Here is an 18,178-nt window from a genome sequence, read left to right as displayed (position 1 = left end):
GCGCGAGCACCGCGCCCTGTTGGAGCAATACGCTTTGATCGCCAGCATGAGTGCCAGAGGCAACTGCTACGACAACGCAGCAATGGAGAGTTGGAACCACAGTCTGAAGGTCGAGGCCATCCATGGTGAACACCTCGCCACACGGGAGCAGGCCAAGGCTCATGTGTTTGACTACATTGAGGTTGACTACAATCGGATCCGGCTGCACTCGACCCTGGGCTACCTCAGCCCAGAGCAGTACGAGCTGGCCAATGTCGCTTAGATAGGTGTCCGTAAATCAGGGGCAAGATCAGATCGCACTGCGCAGCGGCGGGGATCTGCGCTTCGATTCGGGCACGCTCTACGCGCCGGGGGATCTGACCCTGGCCGCGGCGCAGATCTATCCGGTCACCGGCGTCGAGGCGGCGGTCTATGCCGGTTGGCGCGGAAAGACCGCCGGCTTCGATCCCGAGCGCATCCTGACGCTGGTGCGCACCACCGACGAACTGCCCGAGCTGCCGTATTCGGTGTTCGGCAGCCTCACGCTGGGCGCGGCCGTGATCGATCAGGGCGGCGTGCTGCGCGCGCCGCTGGGCGCGCTGAATCTCGGCGTGAACAAGGGCGGCGACGTGGGCAGCATCACGCGCGCCGTGAACCTGCTCGCGGGCAGCGAGACCTCCGCCAGCGCGGCGGGCCTGGTCATGCCCTATGGCGGCACGAACGACGGCGTGGCCTGGCAGTACGCCGGCGAGCAGGTCAAGCTGCAGGGCGTGGGCACAGCCGCCGTGGGCAGCGTGCGCCTGCTGGGCGAGCACGTGGACGTGCGCGAAGGCGCCACGATCGATCTGTCGGGCGGCGGCACGCTCGCGGGCGCGGGCTTCGTGTCGGGACGCGGCGGCTCCACCGATGCGCGTTTCAATCCGCTGGTGCAGATCAACGCAAAGGGTGGCTTCACGCTGCCTGGACTCGGCAGCAATCCGGTCTACGCGATCGTGCCGGGCAAGCAGGCGAGCCAGGCACCGCTAGGTGGAGAAGCAGGCGCGGTGGACCCGCTCGTGGGCCAGCAGATCACCATCGGCGCGGGCGTGCCCGGCCTGCCCGCGGGCACCTACACGCTGATGCCCTCGACCTATGCGCTGCTGCCGGGTGCCTTCCGCGTGGAGATCAATGGCGCGGGCGCAGCACGGGAACAGGGCGTGCCGACGGTGCCTATGGCGATGCGCAATCGCTCGTGGTCCACCGCGGGCCGCCTGTCGGTGGCTGGCACCGCCATCGGCGACAGCCTGGCCAGCCAGGTGATCCTGACGCCGGCCGACGTGCTGCGCACCCACTCGCAGTACAACGAAACCTCCTACGCCGACTTCGTGCGCGCCGATGCCGCGCGGCTCGGCGTGCCGCGCGCCCAGTTCGAGGCGGATGCCAAGGCCCTGCTGCTCGAACTGGCCGACCGCACGGCGAACCGGCAGGAACTCAGCTTCCGGTTCGACGGCACGGTGCTCGGCAATCCGGCGAAGGACGGGTACGGCAGCACGCTGGCCGTGCTCGGCAGCACGATCGAGATCCTGGGTGATGGTGCCCCGGACATGGCGCACGGCGCCGCGTTGCGAGCCGTGGACCTCGGCAAGATCGACGTGAACCGGATCGCCATCGGCGGCATGCCGCTGGCGGTGTATGGCCAGGGCGGCAACTTCGTGCGCTTCAACGTCGGTGCTGCGCCCTCCCGCGGCATCGTCGTGCGCAGCGGCGCTGTACTCGCCGCGCCCGAAGTGATGCTGATCACCCAGGGCAATGCGGAAGTGAGCGCGCCGATCGAGATCGAGCGCGGCGCGGTCATCAGCACGCTGGGCCAGGGTGCGGCAGCCTATGACTCGGGCAACGGCTTCGTCTACCAGCCGGGCACGGCCAGCGTGGTGACGGTCTCCAACGGTCGCCTGCAGTGGCTGGCACCGGGAAAAACCGATACCGGATCGCCTGGTCCCATCCGCGTCGGCACCTGCACCGTCGGCGACTGCACGGGAACGACCCGCCTGTATTCGGAAGGCAGCATCGCCTTTGCCACCGACAACGAATTCGAACTCGACAGCGCGGTGCGCTACGGCACGCGCCACCTGAGCCTCGCGGTCGGTGCCTTCAATGTCGGCAGTCCCGAATCGCTGGCCGCAGCGAGCGCCCGCGGTGCGCTGGCCCCGGGTCTCGCACTCAATCAGCAGGTGATGGACCGCCTGCTGCAGGGCGACACCGAGGCCGGCGCGCCGGCGCTGGAGACGCTGGAACTGATCGCGGGCGGTTCGTTGAACTTCCTCGGCTCCGTGAGCCTGTCCACGCTGGACGCGAACGGCAAGTCGCGGCTGGACAACCTGATGCTGACCACGCCGGCCATCTACGGCTACGGCGGCGCCGGCGACACGGCCCGGGTCCAGACCGGCCACCTGATCTGGAACGGCGCGGCCGGACAGCCCGGCGCGGTGGTGGCCGATGGCGCAGGCACGGGAAGCGGCAGCCTGGACCTGCAGGCCGAGCGCATCAGCTTCGGCTACGGCCCCTATGGCCAGCCCGATGGCATCAGCGCGCTCGACCGCCAGGTGCTGGGCTTCGCCAACGTCAATCTCGCGGCCAGCGAGCGCATCACCGCCAACAACAAGGGCACGCTGACGGTCTACCAGCGGCAGGGCGAGTACGTGGCCGGCAAGGGCTACCAGTACAGCGGCGGCAACCTGAACATCGTCACGCCGCTGTTCACCGGCGAGGCGGGCTCGGTCAACCGCATCAACGCGGGCGGAGCGATCTCCGTCACCGCGCCGGCCTCGGGCGCCGCCGACGCGGCACCGATCCAGGCGCTGGGCGCCGAGCTGTCGCTGATAGCCGGCGGCGCGTTGAACCTCGACACCACCGTGGCGCTGCCCAGCGGCAAGCTCACGCTCACCGCCGAGACCGACCTCGTGCTGGGCCCGCGGGCGCGCCTCGACCTGGCGGGACGCAGCATCACCTTCTTCGACGACCCGGGCGCCACCCAGTACAGCTGGGGCGGCGATGCCACGCTGGAAAGCCGTCGCGGCAACATCCGCCAGGCCGCGGAGTCGGTCATCGATCTCTCGGCCCGCAACAACCAGGCAGGCCGCCTGACCGCCATCGCACTGGACGAGGCCGCGGGCCTGGTCGACCTGCAGGGCCGCATCCTCGGCGGCGCGAACGGCCGCTACAACGCGGGCGGCACCCTGGTGCCCTACCTGGCCGGCGGCATCGAGCTGCGGGCCCAGCGCCTGGGCGGCGCCGGCAGCCTGGACCAGCAGTTCGCGGCGCTGAACCAGCGCCTGAACCTCGGCGAGGTGTTCGGACTGCGCAGCTTTCAGCTCAAGCAGGGCAGCCTGACCATCGGCAACGAGCTCAAGGCCAGCCAGGTCGAGGTCTCGGTGGACAACGGCCATCTCACGGTGGCGGGCACGGTCGATGCCAGCGGCGAGCGCGTCGGCAGCATCCGCCTGGCCGCGAAGCAGGGCCTGACATTGGCGGGCAGCGCCGTGCTCGACGCGCACGGCACGCAGCTGCGGCTGGACAGCCATGGCCAGATCATCGACAGCCCGAACCGGGCCATGGTGGAGCTCAATTCGGGCGACGGTTTGCTGACCTTGGCCGAAGGCGCGCGCATCGACCTGCGCCACGGCACCGACGATGCGCGGGTGAAGGCGCGTCCCGCGCTGTACGACGGCCGCGAGCGCGGCACGCTGGACCTGTATGCGCCGCGCATCGATGGCGCGGGCGGCGCGGGGACGAGCGCAGCGGCCACCTATGGCGATATCGCGATCGACGCGAGCGGCCGGCTCGACATTCGGGGCGCGCGGTCGATCGCGGTCAATGCGGTGCAGCGCTATGCCGACGCCGAGTACGGCCAAGTCAAGGGCCCGAACGGCCAGCCCGTGCTCGATGCCAACGGCAGGCCCGTGCTCGACCTGTCCGCCGATGGCCGGCCCTACCAGGTGATCGACCAGGACTACCTGAACCGCAAGCACGGCGACAGCACGGCATTCATCGACAAGGCCCTGGCCAATGCCGACCTGCTGAACCGCAAGCTCGCGGGATTGAACAACGCGAGCTACCGCGACGCCTTCCATCTGCGGCCGGCCGTGGAGATCGTGAGTGCCACGCCCGACGGCGCGATGGTCGTCAGCGGCGACATCGACCTGTCGGGCTACCGCTATGCGAGCCTCAACCCGCACGTGCAAAAGACCGGTGTCTATGGCTCGGGCGAGCCGGGCGCACTCGCGATCCGCGCGGGCGGCAATCTCTCCATCTACGGCAGCATCAACGACGGCTTCGCGCCGCCGCCCGATACGCCCGACGACAAGGGCTGGGTGCTGACGCCGGGCGTCCAGGCCTTCGGTGGCGACGTGGTGGTGCCGGGGCCGGGCGTCACGCTCGCGGAGGGAACGCGCTTCCTGGGCGGCAAGGTACTCAACTACGACCTGCCGATCCAGGGCCTGACGCTTCCGGCTGGCACCGTCGTGCCGGTGCAGGCGACGCTCAACGAGGCCCTGGCATTGCCGGCCGGCACCGTGCTGCGCGCCACGGTGCGCGACGCCGCGGGCAATGTGCTGTACCCCGCCGGCACGGTGTTGCGGCAGGGCGTGACCCTGCCCGCCGGCGCGCGCCTGGATGCCGGCAGCGTGCTGCCGGCGCAGGCCGCGTTGAAGGCGATGATCTGGCCGCGCGGCGTGCCGCTGCCGGGTTGGGCGGTGCTGCTGGCCGGCAACCTGGCCTTGCCGACGGGGGCACTGATTCCGTCGATGACCGACGTGAAGCTGCCGGGCGATGCACTGTCTGTGCCGTTGCGCACGGTGACCGATGGCCGCATGGGACGCAACTGGGCGGTGGGGGCCATGCTGCCCGAAGGCTCGCTGTCGTGGTCGCTGCGCCTCGTGGCCGGTGCCGACACCGCCGCGGCCGATACCCGGACCGTGCAGCCGTGGACCGAGGCCAGCCTGGTGCTGGCCGATACGCATTACAGCCTGTACGAGCAGCGCCAGAAGACGCTGGTTCCGGGTCAGCCGGGCACGCCGGCGCAGCCGGGGGGAAAGTGGTACTGGGACGCGCTGGGTGCGGAGGTGTATGGCTTCGAACCCAACACGCCGGTTCCTGCCGATCTGGAGTCGGCCTGCATGGACGCCGGCATCTGCGTGCGAGTCCGCTACATATGGGACGCATTGGGCGCGGAGGTCTACGGCTTCAAGCCTGGCACGCCCGTTTCGGACGATCTGCAGTCGGCCTGCATGGATCCGGGCATCTGCATCTCGCTCGGCGAGGCGACGCCCGAGATTCCCGGCACACCGGACAAATGGGTTCCCGGCGGGGTGATCAAGGTTCATCAGCTGGCACAGAACTTCAGCGTGCTTCGCACTGGGACCGGCGACCTGGACCTGATCGCTGGCGGCGATGTCTCCACGCACTCGCTCTACGGCATCTACACGGCGGGCACGTCCACGGCCTCTCGCGCCGGAGGCGAGGCCGGTGCCTTCGACCGGGCGCGCGGCAAGGCGGCCGACGGCACCTACCTCGGCACCAAGAACTCGGCCGTGCCGCCCGAGGGCCTGCCTTCGGCGGGTTCGATCTACGAATCGCTGGTCGACGGCGAGACGAACAGTACCTATGCGGCCTGGTATCCCGATGGCGGCGGCAACCTGCTGCTGCGCGCGGGAGGCGATCTGAGGGGCGACCTGCTCGCGAGCTATGAACCGCGTTCTGCCGGTCAGGAGTTGCGCCCCCAACGCAGCAGCGCCGACATCGGCAATTGGCTGTGGCGCCAGGCCAGCGGCGGCACGGCCGGCGTGGACCCGATCGCCACGGCCTGGTGGATCAATTTCGGGACCTATGTGCCTGGATCCGCTGCGATGAACACGGACGCCGGGTTGCACTTCACGGATGTTCCGGAGGTGATCGCAATCCCGGAGCTGGTCGGCTTCACCGGCATCGGTACCCTGGGAGGCGGCAACCTGAACATCGAGGTGGGCGGCAATGCCGGCCTGACCTCGCGTCGCGGCGGCGATGCCGGTGCGAGGCCGCGCAGCGAAGGCCTGGCACTGGCCGTGGGGAGCACCGGACGGGTGACCGCCGACGGCCGTCTGATGCTCACGGGAGGGGGCGATCTGCAACTGCGCATCGGCGGCAACCTGAATGCCGGATTGCAGGCACGTGCCTCGAACCCCGCTGGCGATCCCAACGCATCTCCCGATCTCTACCGCATACAGGACCTGAGCCTCAATGGCGTGCTGGCCAACCTGCGCGGTGCCGTGCAGATGCAGGCCGGCGAGCTGGGAGGCATCGCGCTGACGTACTACCGCAGCGGCCCTCCCGATGCCGATGCCCGCGAGGTTCGCGCCTACGATCCCTACACGGCCACGCTCGGCACCGCGACGGGCGGGCTTGTGTTGAAGCTGGGCGACGCCACCGCGACGCTGGACACCCGCGGCGACCTGGTCGTGGCGGGCAGCGGCGATCCGGGACGCGCGCCGCTGCCGTACCTGTTGCCCTATACCTTCGATGGCACACGCTACGAATCGGGCGGCCAAGGCTGGTTCTCGCTGTGGACCAACAACACCGCCATCAACCTGATGTCCGGCGGGGGGGATCTCACGCCCGTGACGCCAGTGGTGAAGGCTGCCGAAGGCACGCCGCGGCGCGACTTCGACGCGACGGACGGCCGGCTGGTTTACCCATCGCAGCTCAATGCAGTGGCTGCCTCGGGCAGCTTGTTCCTGCGAGGCGATTCGACGCTGGGCCAATCGCTCCTGCTCGCGCCCTCGACGAACGCTGAGCTCCGCCTTCTGGCGGGAGACTCCATCTATGCCGGCGGCTATGTCGTGAGTCTGTCCGGGGCCGGCACGGATGCATTGCCGACACCGTTGAGGCCTGCCTTTATCGCCTTCCAACCGGCGAATGGAAATCCGACGCCGACCCTGCAAACAGACAACCTGTCAGAGGATGGCGTGTTCCCGGCACTTGACGGGGGGGGGGAGATATCCGTTGTTCGTCTTCGGCCCCGACACGGCAGCAACTGCCATTCGCACAACGATCGCACCGGCGCGACTGTATGCACGAGACGGCGACATCCTCGGCCTCGAGAGTGGCGGAACCCTGGCGTTCACGGGCGGGGGACGGACCGGACAGACGTGGTACGAAGGTTCAGGTCCTGTCTGGATGCGTGCCGGACGCGACATCGTCCGCTCCGGGTCCGTGCTCGGGCAAGCACCGCCGTTTCTTCCGGGCGACTTGTCGTTGACCTCTTCGGGTTCCGGCTCCGGCACCCGAACCGGCAACCTCTTCGTCCACAACGACCCCACCGACGTCTCCATCGTCCAGGCCGGCCGCGACATCCTCTACAGCAGCTTCGAAGTCGCCGGCCCCGGCACGCTCGAGATCAGCGCGGGCCGCAACATCCTGATGGCGGGGCAGGTCGGACAGACCCTGCAAGGGGTGCCCGTGTACGGCGAGACCGCCGTGCGCAGCATCGGCCCGGTGGTGCCCGGCGACGCGCGGCCCGGCGCGGGCATCGTGATGCAGGCCGGCCTGGGCAGCCAGGGCGCCGACTACGCCGGCTTCCTGCGGCGCTACCTCGACCCCGCGAACCTCGCGGACAGCGGCGCCTCGCTGGCCAGCCAGCCGGGCAAGGTGCCCTACGTCTACAGCGGCAGGCTGACCCTGGCCGACTGGCTGCGCGAGGTGCATGGCTTCACGGGCGAGGACAAGGACGCGCCGGCCTTCCTCGACCAGCTGCAGGCCCGCCGCGACGCCGACAGCAGCCTGCCCAAGCGCATCCTGCGCAACGACTACCGCGCGGCGAGCCAGCTGCACCTGGTGAACTGGCTGGAAGACCGCTACGGCTACGACGGCTCGGAAGACGCGCTGACGGTCTTCAACCGCCTCTCGCCCGAGCAGCAGCGCGTCTATGCGCGTGGCGTGTACTTCGCCGAGCTCAAGGCCGGTGGCCGCGAATACAACGAGGCCGGCAACGCCCGCGAGGGCAGCTACCTGCGCGGGCGCAACGCGATCGCCGCGCTCTTCCCCACGGCCGATGCGCAGGCGCGGCCCATCGTCTACCAGGGCGGCATCACGATGTACGGCGCGGCCGGGGTCAACACCCTGTTCGGCGGCGACATCGAGACGCTGACGCCGGGCGGCAGCCAGATCTTCGGTGTCGAGGGCCAGGCGCCGGTGGCACTGCCGGGCGTCGTGCCGGGGCTCGTGACGCAGGGCGCGGGCAACATCCATCTCTACGCGCTCGACGACATCCTGCTCGGCCAGAGCCGGATCATGACCACCTTCGGCGGCAGCATCCTCGCCTGGTCGGCCGAGGGCGACATCAACGCGGGCCGCGGCTCGAAGACCACGGTGGTCTACACGCCGCCCAAGCGCGAGTACGACACGTGGGGCAACGTGACGCTGTCCTCGGACGTGCCGAGCACGGGCGCGGGCATCGCGACGCTGGCGCCGATCGCGGAAGTGCCGGCCGGCGACATCGACCTGATCGCGCCGCTGGGCACCATCGACGCGGGCGAAGCCGGCATCCGGGTTTCGGGCGACGTCAACATCGCGGCGCTGCACGTGGTGAACGCCGACAACATCGTGAGCCAGGGCAAGTCGACCGGCATCCCGGTGGTCGCGGCGGTTAACGTCGCCGCGCTGACCAATGCCAGCGCTGCGGCCTCCACCGCGGTCGCGGCCGCGCAGGACGCGATGCAGCGCGAGCGCGCCGTGGCGCGGCAGAACCTGCCATCGGTGTTCACGGTGCGCGTGCTGGGCTTCGGCAACGAGCCGGCCGAAGAGGGCAAGCAGGCACCGCCGCCACCGCGCGCCGGCCTGCAGGGCAAGGCACCGATCCCCTACGACCCGCGCAGCTTCGTGCAGATCGCGGCGCACGGCGATGCCTTCGACCCGGCCGTGATGTCGAAGCTGACCGAGGCCGAGCAGCGCGAGCTGCGCAGAGGCAAGTAGCAGTCGGTCGCCCATGCCGTGCCGCGCACCCCGTGCGCGGCACGGCGTGAGCGATCCCACGAGACCCTGGATGCGGAGGTTCCCATGTTGGACATGAGTCCCTGGCTGTGCCTGGAGTCGCCGGAGGCCGGCGGCCATACGGACCGCGAGGCGCACGAGGACGCGGGCAGCGCGCTGCGCGAGTTCCTGGTCGCGAACTACGGCCGGCTGCACCGGCGCCTGCTGCGCCATCTCGGCGATGCCGACCTGGCCAGCGACAGCCTGCACGACGCCTGGCTGCGGCTCGGCGACATGGCCGTGCCGGCGGTGCAGAACCCCGAGGCCTACGTCTACCGCACGGCCTGCAACGTGGCGGTGGACTGCCTGCGCCGCAACCGTCCGCAGCCGCATGTGGAGGATGGCGAGGCGCTGTTCGAGTTCCTGGTCGATCGGTCGCCGGGCCCGGAGTCGATCGCCGAGGCGCGCTCGGACGTGCACGCGGTCGATCGCGCCATGCAGCACCTGCCGCGCCGCCATCGCGCCGTGCTGGTCGCGCTGCGGCTCGAGGAGAAGACGCGCCAGGAAGTCGCGGACCGGCACCAGATCTCGCTGCGCAGCGTCGACACGGCGCTGCGCCAGGCGCTCGCGCACTGCGCGCAGGCCACGGGCCAGACGGTGCATGCGGGGATCGAACTGCGCGCGACCACCGCGCCGGCGCCGCGAAAAACACGCCGGCAGGCCGGCCCGAATTCCGCCGCGGCGCAGCCGGCCGCGCGGCACTGCCGCGCCTGAGCGGCGAATGTGACGTCTTCGCTCGACATGTTCGAGATGAAAGGGCTCCGGGGTAGAGCAAAACGACTCATGCGGTGCGCCAGGGCGCGCGAATCCTCCCGAGTTCTTTCCATCAGCCTGACACGCGGCCCCGCCATGATTTCCTGCTGCAAACGGTAGCGACTGGAGCGAACGACATGGCCGCAGGGATTCTCGGACGGAAGCATCTGCGCCAGGCGCCGCAGCAGGGATTCACGCTCATCGAGCTGATGGTGGTGCTGGTGATCATGGGCGTGCTCGCGGCGCTGATCGTGCCGAACCTCATGAACCGACCGGACCAGGCGCGCGCCATCGCGGCACGCCACGACGTGGGCGCGATCATGCAGGCGCTCAAGCTGTACCGGCTCGACAACGGCGAGTACCCCGGTGCCTCCCAGGGCATCCGCGCGCTGGTGGAGAAGCCGAGCTCGGGCAAGATCCCGGCCAACTGGCGCAACTACCTGGAGCGCCTTCCCAGCGATCCCTGGGGCAAGCCCTACCAGTACCTGAACCCCGGCACCAACGGCGAGATCGACGTGTTCTCGCTCGGCGCCGACGGTGAGCCGGGTGGAGAGAAGGCCAACGCCGACATCGGTTCCTGGCAACTCTAGGGCCCGGACATGGATGGCGTCCGGGAGCGGCCCGCGGGCCTGCGAAGGCAGGCTCGCGAAAGACAAGCGTGCGCCCGGCCGGCGCATGGGCAGCGCGGCATGGCCGTCGTTGCCGCGCTGCTCGTCGTCGCGGTGATCGCGGTGCTGGCGGGCGCGCTGCTCGAGCGGCAGACCGCGGCCATCCGCGCGGCCCAGTCGGCGCAGACGCGGGCACAGGCGCAGTGGCTGCTGCGCGGCGAGGTCGGCCGCGCGCAGACCGTGCTGCGCGCCGCGGCGCAGCGCGCGCCCTATACCCGCCTCGACGGCACCTGGAGCCAGCCGGTCGACGGCCAGGTCCTCGGCCGGATCGAGGGCGAGCCGGCGCTGGCGTTCACCGAGATCGTCGACGAGCAGTCCAAGTTCAACCTGCGCAACCTCGTGAACGCCGGGCAGTTCGATCCGGTGGAGGGCGGCGTCTTCCTGCGGCTGTGCGCGATGGTCGGCGTGCCGCCGGACCAGGCCGGCCGCATCGCGCGCCGCGTGGCCGAGAGCCTGGTGGAGGCGGAACGGCGGCCGGCCGGCGCCGCGCCGGTGGCGGAGGGCGAAGCCGCGGAGGAGACCGCCCGGCAGCTCGGCCTCGAGAGCCTGCCCGCGCGCGAACAGGCGCCGCGGCTGCGCACGGTCGACGACCTGCTCGCGGTGCCCGGCGTCGATGCCGGCAGCGTGGCGCGCCTGCGGCCCTATCTCACGGTGCTGCCGCAGCGCACCTGGCTCAATGCCAACACGGCGCGCGCCGAGGTGCTGGCCGCGTGGGTGCCGGGCCTGTCGCTCGACCGCGCGCGTGCCGTGCTGCAGGCGCGCGACAACGGCCAGTGGTTCATCAACCGCGGCGATTTCGTGAACCGGCTGCAGATGCCCGGGCTCGACGAGAGCGCGGTCCTCATCGGCATCACCAGCCGCTGGTTCCGCCTCTCGAGCGCGCTGCAGACCTCGCGCACCACGCTGCTGATGCAGGCCCTGCTGTACGACGACAAGGAAGTGCTGCCCCAGGTGATGTGGCTGCGGGAGGGGGCTTGATGGAACGCGTGGACCTGCTGCGCCTGATGCTGCCGCCCGCGCGCGCCGTCGATACCGCGCCCGTGCGCTGCGCATGGCGCACGGCGCAGGGCTGGTAGGGCGCGACGCTGGAGAGCCTGGCGGCGCTCGCCGCGCTGTCCACCCCTTCCCGGCCGCGGCGCGTCGAGGTCTGTCCGCATCCGGGCGACGTGTCGATGACCACGCTCGAACTGCCGCCGCTGCCCGCCGCGCGCCTGCGCGTCGCGGTGCTCGGCGCGATCGAGCTGCTAGCGCTGGCCGCGCCGGCCGACCTGGCGGTGGGCATCGGTGCGCGCGATGGCACGGGCCGCGTCCCGGTGGCCTGGATGAGCGCCGAGGCGCTGTCGGCCTGCCTGCGGGCGCTGCGCCAGCACGGCCTCGCGGTGCAGGCGGTGCTGGCGCCGCCGGCCTTTCTGCCGGCACCCGGAGAGGGGCTCGCCGCGCTGCGCGTCGATGGCTGGGCGATCGTGCGCACCGGTGCCGGCAGCGGCATCGTGCATCCGCTGGCCGTGGCGCACGCCGACCCGGTGCAGCTCGACGCCCGGCTGCGGCCGTTGCTGCCAGGCACGCTGCCGCTGCACTGGCTGGCCGAATCCGAGGCGTCGTCGTTCGCCGGCAGCGGATGGGCGTGGACGCTGCCGATGGCCGCGAGCGGCGGCGAGGGCGCGGACCGGCGCTGGCTGCGCCCCGCCATCGGCTGGAGCGTGGCGACCGCCGCCGTGTGCCTGCTGGGCCTGCAGCTCCAGGCCGCGCGCGTCGCCGCCGAAGGCCAGGCCCTGACGCGCCAGATGGCGGCGCAGGTCAAGGCCGCGTTTCCCGAGCTGCCGGTGGTGCTCAACCCGCTGCAGCAGGCGCGGCAGTTGCGCGATGCGCGGCGCGCGGGCACGACCATGGGCAGCATCGAATCGGCGGACTTCGCCGCGCTCGTGCGCGCCTCCACGGCGGTGCTCGCGCAGGCCGAGGGGCAGGTGCAGGGGTTGGACTTCCGCGACGGCCAGTTGCGCGTGCGCTGGCGCGCGGGCGTGGTGCTCGGCGCCGACGAGCTGAAGGCGTTGCAGGCGAGCGCGCAGCAGCGCGGCCTGCAGCTCCTGCCCGAAGAGGGCGGCCTGCGCGTGGCGCTCGCCGAGACGAAGCAGGGCGGCGAAGGCGGCGTGGCACCGGCCGCCGCTTCGAAGACCGCCGCGCAGAACGGAGCCGCGCCATGAAGCGCCTGGCCACCGCATCTTGGCAGCGCTGGACATCGCCGCTGCACGCGCGCCTGCAGCCGCTGCGGGCCCAGCTGCAGGGCCGCTGGCGGGCCCTGACGCGGCGCGAGCGCGGGCAGGTCCTCGCGATGCTCTGCGTGGTGACGGTGGCGGCCGTCTGGCTGCTGGGCATCAAGCCGGCGCTGGACACGCTGCGCTACTGGGACGGCGAGCTGCCGCGCCTGCGCTCGCAGGCCGCGGCGCTCAAGGACGTGCTGGCCGACGTGGGCGGCCCCGCCGTGGTGGCGGGCGATGCCGCGCGCGACCCGGCCGGCCGCGTGCGCGCCAGCCTCGATGCGGCGGGCCTGGCCGGCGCCTACCGCTTGAGCGAGGCGGGCGCCGAGCTGCAGATCGAGATCGAGCGCGCCGCGGATGCGTCGCGCCTCGCGGCCTGGCTGCTCGCCGCGCCCGGCGCGCTGGGCATGACGGTGAACAAGGCCATGTTGCAACGGTCCGAGGACGCCGGCCCCGATGGCCGGAACGACGTCCGGGCCACGGTCGCGCTGACGGCGCGGCCTCAATCAGGGAATCGATGATGATGCGAGCGGTGGCGGGAAGAACGGGAAGATGCTGGGCACTGGCGTGCCTGGCCCTGGCGGGGTGCGCTTCGACCGCCTCCACCGAGGCGCCGCTGTTCCGCGAGGGGAACTACGTCCCGAGCTCGGGCGCCGGGGCCGAGGGCGCGGCGCAGGCGCAGCCCGTGGCGTCGCCGGCCACTTCGGCCGCGCCGCCCGCGCGCGTGGTGCGCCCGACCGGGCAGGACCGGCGTGCCGCCGCGGCCACGCCGGCACGCACGGCTGCCACCGCGACGACGGTGGCGGGCGCCACCGGCAGCGACGACCGCTCGGTGCTGAACTTCGTCGATGCCGACATCCAGTCTGTGGTCTCCGCGCTGTCGCGCTTCCTGGGCCGCAACTTCGTGATGGACCCGCGCGTCAAGGGCCAGATCACGCTGGTCTCCGACGGCGAGGTGCCTTCGAAGACCGCCTACGACATGCTGGGCTCGGCCCTGCGCATGCGCGGCTTCACGATCGTCGACGTCGGCAACGTCAGCCGCGTGGTGCCGGTGGCCGACGCCAAGCTGCAGGGCGGCGCGGTCAATGCGCGCGCGCCGGGCGGCGGTATCGCCACGCGCACCTTCAGGCTGGCCTACGAGAACGCCGAGGCGCTGGTGCCGGTGCTCAAGCCGATGATCGCGGCCGAGAGCAACATCGCGGCCTACGCGGCCAACAACACGCTGGTCATCACCGACTACATCGACAACCTCGAGCGCATCGCGCGCATCGTCGAGAGCATCGACACGCCGACCTCGCTCGACACCGACGTGGTCAAGGTGCACAACGGCGTGGCGGTGGACATCGCGGCGCTCGCCAACGAGCTGCTGCAGGGCGCGGGCAACGAGACCCGGCGCGACATCGTGGTGCTGGCCGATCCGCGCTCCAACAGCGTGATCGTGCGCTCGAGCAGCCCGGCGCGCACGGCGCTGGCGCGCGACCTCATCGTCAAGCTCGACAACTCGCAGGACGATCCCGGCAACCTGCACGTGGTGTACCTGCGCAATGCGCAGGCGACCTACCTGTCGGGCGTGCTGCGCGGGCTGCTGACCGGCGACTCGGGCAGCACGGCGCTTGGCAGCGGCGATGCCGCGCGCGCCACGCTCGGCGCCGGCGGCATGTCGGGCGGTGCCGGGGCGCCGGGCGGCGCGGGCCGCACGACGACGGGCACTTCTTCCACCTCCTCGTCTTCTTCGTCGTCCTCCTCGTCCGCGCAGGGCGGCGGCACGCGCGGCAGCACCGGCGGCAGCCGCTTCGGCGGCGGCGCGCAGCAGGGCGGCTCGGGCAGCGGCAGCACGGGCACGGCCTTCTCGGCCAACGGCGTGACGGTGCAGGCCGATGCCCCCACCAACACGCTGATCATCGCGGCGCCCGAGCCGATGTACCGCAGCGTGCGGCGCGTGATCGACCTGCTCGACCAGCGGCGCGCGCAGGTGCTGGTCGAGAGCCTGATCGTGGAGGTCACCGAGCAGGACGCGGCGCAACTGGGCATCCAGTGGATGCGCAACAACGGCCGCTTCATCGGCGGCACCAACCTCGGCGGCGGCGCGGGCCTGAACACCAGCGCCACCAACACCATCGACCTGCTGCCCAAGGGCCTGAACCTCGGCGTGCTCGACGGCACGGTGAAGCTGCCCGGCGTGGGCGAGATCGCCAACCTCAACCTGCTGGCGCGCGCGCTGCAGACCAAGGGCGGCGTCAACATCCTCTCGACGCCGAACATCATGACGCTCGACAACGAGGCGGCCTCGATCATCGTGGGCAAGACCGTGCCCTTCGTCAGCGGCCAGTACATCACGCCCGGCGGCGGCGGCTCGGACAACCCGTTCCAGACCGTGACGCGCGAGGACATCGGGCTGCAGCTCAAGATCCGGCCGCAGATCTCCGAGGGCGGCACGGTCAAGCTCGACATCTACCAGGAGGTCTCGAGCATCGACGACCAGAACTCCGGCATCGCGGGCATCGTGACCAACAAGCGCGCGCTCGACACCAGCGTGCTGCTCGACGACGGCCAGATCATGGTGCTGGGCGGCCTGCTCGAGGACAGCGTCACCAGCACCACCGAGACGGTGCCGGGCCTGGGCACGATCCCGGTGCTCGGCAACCTGTTCCGCTACGACAGGCGGCAGCGCGCGAAGACGAACCTGATGATCTTCCTGCGGCCCTACGTGATCCGCGATGCCAATGCCGGCCGCGGCCTGACCCAGGACCGCTACAACTTCATGCGCACACAGCAAAGCCGCGTGCAGCCGGGGCGGCACCTCGTGCTGCCCGACATGCCGGCGCCGATCCTGCCGCCGCCCGACCTGCCGGTGGCCGGCGCGGCCCCCAAGCTGGACCTGCGGCCCGAGCAGTGGAGCAGCACGCGCGAGCAGGGCCCGCCGCCCACCCGGAGCGAGCGCGAGGTGCACCAGCCGCTCGCGCCGAACGCGCCGCGCGAGCCCGAGATGCGCTCGCAGCTGCCCGCCAACGTGGGCGTGACCGGCGATCCGGCCGTGCTGTACGCCACGCCCGAGAACAACCGCAGCGTGCTGCAGGTGGCGGACCTCGCGCAGGAGCCCGACGCGGTGCGCATCGCCAAGCGCGTGCGCATCAGCGGCCTGCCCGCGTACATCGTGGCCGGCCCGGGCGGCATCGGCTATGCGGTGCGCGTGGACCTGCCGCGCGATGCGCGCGCGGTCGACACCGCGGCGGGCGTGCTGCGCGAGCTGGGCTACCGGCCCGAGATCGTGGTGGCGCCATGAATGCCGCGGCACAGCCGACCTTGCCGCACGGCTGGGCGCGTGCGCAGCGCCTCGTGGTGCAGGGCGACAGCGAGGCCATGGCGCTGGTCCTGAGCCCGAGCACGCCGAGCTGGGCGCTGGCCGAGGCGCAGCGCCAGACCGGCCTGCAGGCCTGGCACGAGGTGTCCGAGGCGGAGATGGACCTGCTGCTGTCGACGCGCTATGCCGAGGCCGGCAGCGCCGCGGCCGTGGTCGGCGCTGCCGAGTCCGAGGTCGACCTGGAGCGGCTGATGCAGGACATCCCGGCCGTGACCGATCTGCTCGACGCGCAGGACGACGCGCCCGTCATTCGCATGATCAACGCGCTGCTGGCGCAGGCCGCGCGCGACGGCGCCAGCGACGTGCATTTCGAGGCCTTCGAGACCCACTCGGTGGTGCGCTACCGCGTCGACGGCACGCTGCGCGACGTGGTCTCGCCGCGCAAGGAACTGCATGCCGCGCTGATCTCGCGCATCAAGATCATGTCGCAGCTCGACATCGCCGAGAAGCGCGTGCCGCAGGACGGGCGCATCACCCTGCGCGTGGGCGGGCGGCCGATCGACGTGCGCGTGTCGACCGTGCCGACCGTGCATGGCGAGCGCGCCGTGCTGCGCCTGCTCGAGAAGGACGCGGGTCGGCTGCAGCTCGAGCGGCTGGGGCTGGCGGGCGACACGCTGGAAGCGCTGACGCGGCTGATCCGCCAGCCGCACGGCATCGTGCTCGTGACCGGGCCGACCGGCAGCGGCAAGACCACCACGCTCTACGCCGCGCTGGGCCAGCTCGACAAGAGCGTGAGCAACATCCTCTCGGTGGAGGACCCGGTCGAGTACGACCTGCCGGGCGTCAACCAGATCCCGGTGCATGCCAAGATCGGCATGAGCTTCGGCGCCGCGCTGCGGGCCGCGCTGCGCCAGGACCCCGACAACATCATGATCGGCGAGATCCGCGACCTGGAGACCGCGCAGATCGCGGTGCAGTCCTCGCTCACGGGCCACGGCGTGCTCGCCTCGCTGCACACCAACGATTCGATCTCGGCGGTCACGCGGCTGACCGACATGGGCATCGAGCCCTTCCTGCTGTCCTCGTCGCTGCTGGGCGTGCTCGCGCAGCGGCTGGTGCGCTGCCTGTGCGTGCGCTGCAAGCGCGCCGAGACGCAGGCCGACGGCAGCACCCGCTGGGTGCCGGTGGGCTGCGGCCATTGCAACCACACCGGCTTCAAGGGCCGCACCGGCATCCACGAGCTGTTCGTCATCGACGACGAGATCCGCCGCATCATCCACGACGGCGGCAACGAGCACGCCATGCGCGAGGTGGCGCGCCGCCGCGGCATGCGCACCATGCGCGAGGACGGCCAGCGCTGGGTCGCCGCGGGCATCAGCACGCCCGAGGAGATCCTGCGCGTGACGCGCGACGACACCTAGCGCAGCACTTCCATGCCACGCTTTCACTTCGAGGCCGCCAACGCGGGCGGACAGATCCAGGCCGGCACGATGGAGGCCGAGTCGCAGCGGGCCGTGCGGCTGCAATTGCGCGAGCGCGGGCTGACCGCGCTGGGCGTGCACGAGGTGGCGGGCGGCGGAGGCTCGTGGTTCGGGCCGCGATTGAGCGCCACCGACCTGCTGTGGGCCACACGCGAACTCGCGAGCCTGCTGGGCGCGCGGCTGCCGCTGGAGTCGGCCCTGATGGCCACCATCGAGCAGGCCGAGCAGAAGGTGGTGGCCGAGGCGCTGAGCGCGGTGTGCAACCACGTGCGCGGCGGCATGCGGCTGGCCGATGCGCTGGGCGAGCGGCCGCGCGACTTTCCCGCGATCTACCGCGCGCTGATCGGCGCCGGCGAGGACTCGGGCGAGCTGGCGCGCGTAATGGAGCGGCTGGCCGACTACCTCGAGGGCCGCGACAACCTGCGCAGCAAGATGCTCACCGCCTTCATCTATCCCGGCGTGGTGGCCTTCGTCTCGGTGTGCATCGTGATCTTCCTGCTCGGCTACGTGGTGCCGCAGGTGGTCAGCGCGTTCTCGCAGGCGCGGCAGGAGCTGCCGCTGCTGACGCGCGTGATGCTGGGCGCGAGCGGCTACGTGCGCGAATGGGGATGGCTCACGGCGCTGGTGCTGGGCGCCGCTTTCGCGCTGTGGCGCTGGTCGCTGCGCGACGACGCGGCGCGGCTTCGCTGGCACGGCTTCCTG

General features: G+C 71.4%; 11 protein-coding genes. All 11 read left to right on the top strand.

Going from position 1 to position 18,178, the window contains the following annotated elements; genetic code table 11:
- The coding region (locus GAK38_RS20890; RefSeq protein WP_291774508.1) for an IS3 family transposase at nt 1–262 on the top strand (262 nt) is incomplete at its 5' end.
- Between the two features lie 4 nt (nt 263–266).
- On the top strand, nt 267–8,639 hold the full coding sequence (locus GAK38_RS20885; protein ID WP_325346864.1) for a hypothetical protein: 8,373 nt from the start codon (nt 267–269) through the stop codon (nt 8,637–8,639).
- Entirely contained in the window at nt 8,593–8,961 is a 369-nt protein-coding gene (locus tag GAK38_RS20880) for a hypothetical protein (protein ID WP_325346866.1), read from the top strand. The genes GAK38_RS20885 and GAK38_RS20880 overlap by 47 nt, the downstream gene beginning before the upstream one ends.
- An 84-nt stretch (nt 8,962–9,045) precedes the next feature.
- Nucleotides 9,046–9,732, top strand: coding sequence for an RNA polymerase sigma factor (locus GAK38_RS20875; protein WP_325346863.1), 687 nt, complete (start codon nt 9,046–9,048; stop codon nt 9,730–9,732).
- 176 nt (nt 9,733–9,908) lie between these two features.
- The gene (gspG, locus tag GAK38_RS20870) at nt 9,909–10,361 is read left to right on the top strand and encodes a type II secretion system major pseudopilin GspG (RefSeq protein ID WP_325346862.1); all 453 of its coding nucleotides are present in this window, start codon (nt 9,909–9,911) and stop codon (nt 10,359–10,361) included.
- 99 nt (nt 10,362–10,460) lie between these two features.
- Entirely contained in the window at nt 10,461–11,417 is a 957-nt protein-coding gene (gene gspK / locus GAK38_RS20865) for a type II secretion system minor pseudopilin GspK (protein WP_325346861.1), read from the top strand.
- A gap of 107 nt (nt 11,418–11,524) precedes the next feature.
- Nucleotides 11,525–12,640: a type II secretion system protein GspL gene (gene gspL / locus GAK38_RS20860; protein ID WP_325346865.1), complete on the top strand. Its 1,116-nt coding sequence runs from the start codon at nt 11,525–11,527 to the stop codon at nt 12,638–12,640.
- A complete protein-coding gene (gspM, locus tag GAK38_RS20855) occupies nt 12,637–13,215 on the top strand; it encodes a type II secretion system protein GspM (RefSeq protein ID WP_325346860.1) in 579 nt (192 codons plus the stop codon). The genes gspL and gspM overlap by 4 nt, the downstream gene beginning before the upstream one ends.
- Nucleotides 13,216–13,379: 164 nt before the next feature.
- The gene (gspD, locus tag GAK38_RS20850) at nt 13,380–15,977 is read left to right on the top strand and encodes a type II secretion system secretin GspD (RefSeq protein ID WP_325346859.1); all 2,598 of its coding nucleotides are present in this window, start codon (nt 13,380–13,382) and stop codon (nt 15,975–15,977) included.
- Entirely contained in the window at nt 15,974–17,416 is a 1,443-nt protein-coding gene (gene gspE, locus GAK38_RS20845) for a type II secretion system ATPase GspE (RefSeq protein WP_325346858.1), read from the top strand. The genes gspD and gspE overlap by 4 nt, the downstream gene beginning before the upstream one ends.
- 12 nt (nt 17,417–17,428) lie before the next feature.
- Nucleotides 17,429–18,178: type II secretion system F family protein (locus GAK38_RS20840; RefSeq protein ID WP_325346857.1), on the top strand; the 750-nt coding region annotated here is incomplete at its 3' end.

Source organism: Xylophilus sp. (assembly GCA_009914555.1).
Classification (GTDB): Bacteria; Pseudomonadota; Gammaproteobacteria; order Burkholderiales; family Burkholderiaceae_C; genus WNDY01.
Note: the sequence above shows the minus strand (reverse complement) of the source record. Positions and strands in the feature narration are given on the sequence as shown.